This is a genomic window from Rhizobacter sp. P2_H2 (genome assembly GCF_056403375.1).
On record NZ_JBFUFP010000208.1, the window covers coordinates 1 to 6,845 of the forward strand.

Sequence of the window (6,845 nt, forward strand, 5' to 3'; positions counted from 1 at the left end):
CGCATCCGCTGGTGTTGGCGGGGTTCCTGGTGCTCGCGCTTGCGGTGTCGGCGGCGCTGGTGTGGGTGCTGGCGAAATTCCTGCGGCAGCTGGTGCGCCGCTTTTCTGCCATGTCGCGTGGCGCCGCCGTCAGGGAGAGATCTTGAAAGCAGACTGGACATCGGCTTCGGCCATGGCACGCCTTGCAGCCGTGCTGTTGCTCGGCCTGTGGGGTGCAGGGGCTGGCGCGCAGGCGCAGGCCCCTGACGAGGCGGCCGTGCTGAAGGACCTGCGCGAGCAGACGCAGTTCATCAGCGTCACCGTGACCGACCTGTACGGCAAGCAGCAGACGCGGCAGATCCCGGTGATGATCTTCCGCCCGGCAGGCGACGGGCCGTTTCCGCTGGTCATCATGAACCACGGCCGCGCGACGGCCGAGAAGCGATCTGCGCAAGGCCGCCAGCGCTACGAGTGGCTGTCGCGCTACCTCGTCGGCAAGGGGTTCGCGGTGCTGCTGCCGACGCGCGTGGGCTATGCCGACACGTATGGCGATTTCGACCCGGAGGACACCGGCACCTGCCAATCGCGGCGTCCCGGGCCGATGGCCGTCGCGGTCGCCGACCAGGTGATGGCCACGCTGGCGTTCGCGAAGACGCTGCCCTACGTCGACACCTCGCGCTGGCTGGTGATGGGCCAGTCGGCGGGCGGCCTGACGGCGGTCGCCACCGTGTCGCGGCACCCGCCCGGCCTGGTGGGGGCGATCAACTTCTCGGGTGGCAGCGGTGGCGATCCGGACGGCCGCCCGCGCAATCCCTGCAGCCCGCAGCAGATCGAGAGCCTGTGGAAGGACCAGGCGCGCAGTGCGACGGCACCGATGCTGTGGCTCTACTGGGAGAACGACCTCTACTGGGGGCCGGACGTGCCGCGCCGCTGGCACGAGGCCTGGACCGCCGGCGGCGGCAAGGCCGAGTTCCACACGCTGGCCGCGGCGAGCCAGAACGGCCACGGCGCACTGAACTTCGACATGGACCACTGGGTGCCGTATGCCGAGGCCTTTCTCGCGAAGCTCGGCTTCGACACGCCGGGCGTGATCGCGCGTCCGCCCGCATCATCGTTCGCGGCCATCGACGAGATCGACAAGGTGCCGGTGAATGCCGCGACACGCGAAGGCCACTACCGCAAGTTCCTCGCCTCGAAGCTGCCGCGCGCCTACGCCATCGGCCCGAAAGGCGCGGCCGGCACCGCCAGCGGCGACTGGGCCATCGGCCGCGCGCTGGGCTTCTGCCAGCGCAAGGGCGAGCCCTGCAAGCTGTACGCGGTCGACAACGACGTGGTGTGGACGCCCTGAACCCGGAGACAACGATGTTCACCAAGATCCTGATCGCCAACCGTGGCGAGATCGCCTGCCGCGTCGCGGCCACCGCGCGCCGGCTCGGCATCCGCACCGTGGCGGTGTACTCCGACGCCGATGCCCATGCGCAGCACGTGCAGGCCTGCGACGAGGCGGTGCTGATCGGCGGCCCCGCGCCGAAGGACAGCTACCTGCGCGGCGACCGCATCATCGAGGCCGCGCGCGCCACCGGCGCGCAGGCCATCCACCCCGGCTACGGCTTCCTCAGCGAGAACGAGGACTTCGCGCAGGCCTGCGCCGAGGCCGGGCTGGTCTTCATCGGCCCGCCGCCGTCGGCGATCCAGGCGATGGGGCTGAAGGCCGAATCGAAGCGGCTGATGGCCGAGGCCGGCGTGCCGCTGGTGCCCGGCTACCACGGGGCCGACCAGGACCCGCAGCTGCTGCAGCGCGAGGCCGACCGCATCGGCTACCCGGTGCTGATCAAGGCCAGCGCCGGCGGCGGCGGCAAGGGCATGCGGGCGGTGCCATCGTCGGCCGAGTTCCAGGACGCGCTCGCGTCGTGCAAGCGCGAGGCCATCAACAGCTTCGGCGACGACGCGGTGCTGGTCGAGCGCTACGTGACCCGTCCGCGCCACATCGAGATCCAGGTGTTCGCCGATGCGCACGGCCGCTGCGTCTACCTGTTCGAGCGCGACTGCTCGGTGCAGCGCCGCCACCAGAAGGTGCTGGAGGAAGCTCCGGCACCCGGCATGACCGAGGCGCGGCGGCGCGAGATGGGGCAGGCCGCCGTGGCGGCGGCGCAGGCGGTGGGCTACGTGGGGGCCGGCACGGTGGAGTTCATCGCCGAGCCCTCGGCCGACGGCGACCTGCGCTTCTACTTCMTSGAGATGAACACCCGGCTGCAGGTSGAGCACCCGGTGACCGARGSSATCACCGGGCTSGACCTGGTGGAGTGGCAGCTGCGCGTCGCGGCCGGCGAGCCGCTGCCGCTGGCGCAGGAGCAGCTGCGCATCCACGGCCACGCGATCGAGGCGCGGCTGTGTGCCGAGAACCCCGATGCGCAGTTCCTGCCGGCCACCGGCACGCTGCAGGTGTTCCGCACGCCGCCGGCCGCCGCGTTCGAGCGCGCCGACGTGCGGTTGGATGCCGGCGTGCGCGAGGGCGACGCGATCTCGCCGCACTACGACTCGATGATCGCCAAGCTGATCGTCTGGGGGGCCGACCGCGCGCAGGCGCTGGCGCGGCTCGATGCAGCGCTCGCGCAGACGCACATCGTCGGGCTGCACACCAATGTCGCGTTCCTGCGGCGGGTCGTGGCGAGCCGGTCGTTCGCAGAGGCCGACCTCGACACCGCGCTGATCGAGCGCGAGCGCGTGGCGCTGTTCGAAGCGCCGCCGCTGCCGCTGGAGTGCGTCGCGGCCGGCGTCGTCGCGCATGCGATCGCGGCCGAGGCGGCGCTGCAGACCGACGACCCGTGGTCGCGGCGCGACGGCTGGCGGCTGCACGGCGGCGCGCAGCGGCGCTTCGACATCGAGCTGCAGGGCACCCACCACACGGTGATGCTGGAGCGCAACCACCGTGGCGCGATGACGCTGGCGATCGGTGCCGAACGGCATGCGTTCGAGGCGCAGGCCTTGTCGGCGGATCGGCATGCGGTGGTGGTCGGCGGCCGGCGCTGGGTGCTGGCCGTCTACGCGGTCGGCGAGCGCATCGCGGTGTTCGCGCCCGAGGGCTCGGCGCTCGCCAGCGAGGTCGACCTGCTGGCGCATGCCGGTGACGGCGCGGCCGAAGGCGGCCGGCTGACCGCGCCGATGCCCGGCAAGGTGGTGGCCTTCCTCGCGAAGCCCGGCGACAGCGTCAAGCAGGGCCAGCCGCTCGCGGTGCTGGAGGCGATGAAGATGGAGCACACGATCACCGCGCCGCGCGACGGCACGGTGGAGGAGCTGCTGTATTCAGCGGGCGATCAGGTGGGCGAGGGTGGCGAACTGCTGCGCTTGCGCGCCCCGGCCTGATGACCTCAGGGCGGCCTCAGTGGCGGCCGGACCCCAGGCGCAGCCAGCTCGACGGCTTGTGCCAGCTCGCGCCGGTGGTTTCCGGCTGCGCCGGCTCCAGCTCGGCCGGTTGCGTGATGCCGAAGCCGCTGGTGTCCTGGGCCCAGGCCAGGTCCTGCTTCGCCGCGGCGCGCGGTGCGGCGGGCTTGGTGGACGCTTTCGGGGGGGATGTCGGCACAGGCCTGTCCGGCACGACGCGCGGGCGGGACGCCTTCTTCGCCTCGGGCCGGGCAACGGCCCACTGCCGTGCCAGCGATTCCAGTTCGGGTTGGCCGGAGGCCTGGCACACGAAGAGGATCTCGCGGGCTTCCTCGGGCTGCCGCAGCATCACCTCGACGTCGATGCCTTCCCCGAGCCATTGCTTCAGGCCGAAATGGATTCGGGTGGCGATGCGAAGTTCGGCGGGTGTGGACACGACATGCTCCAGTCAGTTCAGGTATCTTCGACAGGCCCCGCTCGGCTCGCCATCCCCGGACAAAGGGGGGGTGCCCCTCGCGGACCTTCCCATCGAGACTTAAGTCATGATTCCAACCCACGTCACGCTGGTCGATGTCAGTCCACGCGATGGACTGCAGAACGAAGCGAAGCAGGTCGACGCTGCGCACAAGATCGAACTGGTGCACCGGCTGCAGGCGGCCGGGCTGCGCGAGATCGAGGTCACCAGCTTCGTGAGCCCCAAATGGGTGCCGCAGATGGCCGACAACGCCGAGGTGATGGCCGGGCTGCAGCGCAAGCCGGGCGTGCGCTACTCGGTGCTGACGCCGAACCTGCGCGGCTTCGAGGCTGCGCTCGTGACCCGGCCCGACGAGATCGTCGTGTTCGCGGCCGCCAGCGAGGCCTTCAGCCAGCGCAACATCAACTGCAGCATCGACGAGAGCATCGAACGCTTCCGCCCGGTGGTCGAGGCGGCACATGCGAACGGCATCAAGGTGCGCGGGGCGATCTCGTGCGCGCTCGGCTGCCCGTACCAGGGCGAGGTCAGCCCCGATGAGGTCGAGCGCGTCGTGCGGCTGATGCGCGGCATCGGCGTCGACCACTGCGGCGTGGCCGACACCATCGGCGTCGGCACGCCGAAGCGGGTGCAGGCGGCGCTGGAGCGCGCGCTGCGCCACTACCCGCTGGTGGAGGTGAGCGGGCATTTCCACGACACCTACGGGCAGGCGCTGGCCAACATCTACGCGAGCCTCGAGTTGGGCGTGCACACCTTCGATGCCAGCGTGGCCGGCCTGGGCGGCTGCCCGTATGCCAAGGGCGCGACCGGCAACGTCGCGACCGAGGACGTGCTGTTCATGCTGGACGGGCTGGGCATTGACACCGGGATCGACCTGAACGCGCTGGTCGATGCCGGCAACTACATCTCGCAGGTGCTGGGCCGCGCGCCGGTGTCGCGCGCGGGCAAGGCGCTGCTGGCGAAGCGGGCGGCTGCGGCGGAGGCGAAGGCATGAGCGAGACAACGCTGATTCAGGATCTGCAGGACCTGCCCGAAGGCTTCCGCCACGTCAGCGCGGTGCTGGGCACGCTGGGCCATCCGCATGCGCCGATCCTGCTCGAGGTGAATGCGCGCACCGCGCAGGAGGCGGCCGATGCGCTGGGCGTGCAGCTCGGCCAGATCGCGAAGAGCGTGATCTTCCGGCGCCGCGCCGACGATGTCGCGGTGCTGGTCGTGACCTCGGGCGACCGCCGCGTCGACGAGAAGAAGGTGGCGGCGCTGGCCGGCCCGCTCGGCCGCGCCGATGCCGATTTCGTGAAGGCGCGCACCGGCTTCACGATCGGCGGGGTGTCGCCGGTCGGCCATGCGAATGCGCCGGTCACGCTGATCGACCGCGAGCTGCTCCGCTTCGACGAGATCTGGGCGGCGGCCGGGCACCCGAAGGGCGTGTTCAGGCTGAGCCCGGCCGAGCTGCAGGCGCTGACGCAGGCGCCGGTAGCCGACGTGACCTGATGTGATCGACTTCACGTAATGCCCGTCCGGCCCTGGCGACCAATGCACAGCTCCACTTCTGCAGGCTGCGCCATGACCTCCCGCCTCGATCGCCGTTCCTTCCTGTCGACCGCTGCGCTGGCCGCACTCGGCCATGCCGTGCCGCTGCACGCTGCGCCGGCGGCGCCGGGCCATGCGCTGGCCGGCAACACGCTGGAAGGGCGTCGCTACGAACTGGCGCAGGACGCGGGCAAGGCGGTGCTGGTGTTCTTCTGGTCCACCGACTGCCCGGTGTGCCGCGACAAGATGCCCGAGCTGCGCGCGAACTACGAGGCGTGGCGCGACAAGCCGTTCCAGCTGGTCGCGGTGAGCCTCGACCGCAGCCTGGCGGCGGTGCGCGAGTACGACGCGATCCTGAACCGCGTCGTGCCGATRAAGCAGCAGTTCCCGATGCTGTGGCGCGCCGATGCGACGCACCGCGACGATTTCGGGGCGATGGCGCAGACGCCGACCTCGTTCATCCTCGACAAGCAGCACCGCGAGGTGAAGCAGGTCCGCGGTCGCATCGATGCCTCGCTGTGGGACGACATCGCCGAACTGGTGCTCACCTGATGGACGAAGCGGCCGCCGTGGCAAGCCCCTGCGTGAACGTCTGCCGGATGGAGGCGGCCAGCGGCCTGTGCGCCGGCTGCTGGCGCACGATCGACGAGATCGCGGCGTGGTCGAAGATGGACGACGACGGCAAGCGGCAGGTCTGGCAGGCGATCGCGCTGCGCAAGGCGGCCGTGCCGGTCGTCGATGAGGAGCGGTCGCGATGAAGCAACTCCGGTTCTGGTTCGACGTGATCTCGCCGTACGCCTACCTGGCGTTCGAGCGCCTGCCGCAGGTGCTGGAAGGGCACGGCGTCGCCGTGGCGTACCAGCCGGTGCTGTTCGCCGGGCTGTTGTCGCAATGGGGGCAGAAGGGCCCGGCCGAGATCGCTCCGAAGCGCGACTGGACCTACCGGCAGGTGGCGTGGCTGGCGCACCGGCACGGCATCCCGATGCAGATGCCGGCGCAGCATCCGTTCAACCCGCTCGCGCTCCTGCGCCTGGGCCTGGCCTGCCGCGGCCCGCTTGCGACCCCGAACCGCTGGGTCTGCGAGCAGCTGATGCACCACGTGTGGCGCGGCGGCGCGGACGCGAACGATCCGCAGCGGCTGGAGGCGCTCGCGCAGCGGCTGCAGCCGGCGCTCGATCCGCAGGGCGACGAGGTCAAGGCCGCGCTGAAGGCAGCGACCGCACAGGCGGTGTCGCTCGGCGTCTTCGGGGTGCCGACGGTCGAGGTCGACGGCCGGCTGTTCTGGGGGCTCGATGGATTGGAGCTGCTGCAGGGCTGGCTGGCCGGCGATCCGTGGTTCGACGGGCCCGCGTGGGACGACGCGGCGCGGCAGCCGGTGGGCATTCAGCGTAAGCCCTAGGTCGGGTCATCCCTCGTTTCTCACGATGAGAAACGAGTCGTCAGGGTTGTCACTGAACTTGTCAGCCGGCGTTCAGCTTGGCGT

The 6,845-nt window shown here is 70.9% G+C and carries 8 protein-coding genes; 7 read left to right on the plus strand and 1 reads right to left on the minus strand.

Annotation, left to right across the window (positions count from 1 at the left end; all coding sequences use genetic code 11):
* The first annotated feature begins 172 nt into the window (after positions 1–172).
* Together AC1D15_RS13320 and AC1D15_RS13325 are read left to right on the plus strand one after the other, a co-directional pair.
* Positions 173–1,327: a dienelactone hydrolase family protein gene (locus AC1D15_RS13320; RefSeq protein ID WP_477826350.1), complete on the plus strand. Its 1,155-nt coding sequence runs from the start codon at positions 173–175 to the stop codon at positions 1,325–1,327.
* A gap of 14 nt (positions 1,328–1,341) precedes the next feature.
* Complete coding sequence (locus AC1D15_RS13325) at positions 1,342–3,342, plus strand: acetyl/propionyl/methylcrotonyl-CoA carboxylase subunit alpha (RefSeq protein WP_477826351.1); 2,001 nt, start codon at positions 1,342–1,344, stop codon at positions 3,340–3,342.
* A 16-nt stretch (positions 3,343–3,358) separates the two neighbouring features.
* Here the strand turns inward: AC1D15_RS13325 and AC1D15_RS13330 are convergent, their stop codons facing one another.
* Entirely contained in the window at positions 3,359–3,796 is a 438-nt protein-coding gene (locus AC1D15_RS13330) for a hypothetical protein (RefSeq protein WP_477826352.1), read from the minus strand.
* Between the two features lie 106 nt (positions 3,797–3,902).
* Between AC1D15_RS13330 and AC1D15_RS13335 the strand changes: the two genes are divergently transcribed.
* From AC1D15_RS13335 to AC1D15_RS13355, 5 genes are all read left to right on the plus strand, one after another.
* On the plus strand, positions 3,903–4,826 hold the full coding sequence (locus AC1D15_RS13335) for a hydroxymethylglutaryl-CoA lyase (RefSeq protein WP_477826353.1): 924 nt from the start codon (positions 3,903–3,905) through the stop codon (positions 4,824–4,826).
* Entirely contained in the window at positions 4,823–5,323 is a 501-nt protein-coding gene (locus AC1D15_RS13340; protein ID WP_465112727.1) for a YbaK/EbsC family protein, read from the plus strand. Before AC1D15_RS13335 ends, AC1D15_RS13340 begins: the two co-directional genes overlap by 4 nt.
* A 72-nt stretch (positions 5,324–5,395) precedes the next feature.
* Positions 5,396–5,914 (plus strand): TlpA family protein disulfide reductase, encoded by a 519-nt coding sequence (locus AC1D15_RS13345; RefSeq protein WP_477826354.1) that lies wholly within the window; start codon positions 5,396–5,398, stop codon positions 5,912–5,914.
* The gene (locus AC1D15_RS13350; RefSeq protein WP_477826355.1) at positions 5,914–6,120 is read left to right on the plus strand and encodes a DUF1289 domain-containing protein; all 207 of its coding nucleotides are present in this window, start codon (positions 5,914–5,916) and stop codon (positions 6,118–6,120) included. The genes AC1D15_RS13345 and AC1D15_RS13350 overlap by 1 nt, the downstream gene beginning before the upstream one ends.
* On the plus strand, positions 6,117–6,761 hold the full coding sequence (locus AC1D15_RS13355) for a 2-hydroxychromene-2-carboxylate isomerase (RefSeq protein WP_465112724.1): 645 nt from the start codon (positions 6,117–6,119) through the stop codon (positions 6,759–6,761). The genes AC1D15_RS13350 and AC1D15_RS13355 overlap by 4 nt, the downstream gene beginning before the upstream one ends.
* The last annotated feature ends 84 nt before the right edge of the window (positions 6,762–6,845 follow it).

What these genes read in the sequence shown, in the direction of transcription:
- AC1D15_RS13340 (WP_465112727.1), top strand. Translation starts at nt 4,823, where the DNA reads ATGAGCGAGACAACGCTGATTCAGGATCTGCAGGACCTGCCCGAAGGC.
- AC1D15_RS13355 (WP_465112724.1), top strand. Translation starts at nt 6,117, where the DNA reads ATGAAGCAACTCCGGTTCTGGTTCGACGTGATCTCGCCGTACGCCTAC.
- AC1D15_RS13335 (WP_477826353.1), top strand. Translation starts at nt 3,903, where the DNA reads ATGATTCCAACCCACGTCACGCTGGTCGATGTCAGTCCACGCGATGGA.
- AC1D15_RS13320 (WP_477826350.1), top strand. Translation starts at nt 173, where the DNA reads ATGGCACGCCTTGCAGCCGTGCTGTTGCTCGGCCTGTGGGGTGCAGGG.
- AC1D15_RS13350 (WP_477826355.1), top strand. Translation starts at nt 5,914, where the DNA reads ATGGACGAAGCGGCCGCCGTGGCAAGCCCCTGCGTGAACGTCTGCCGG.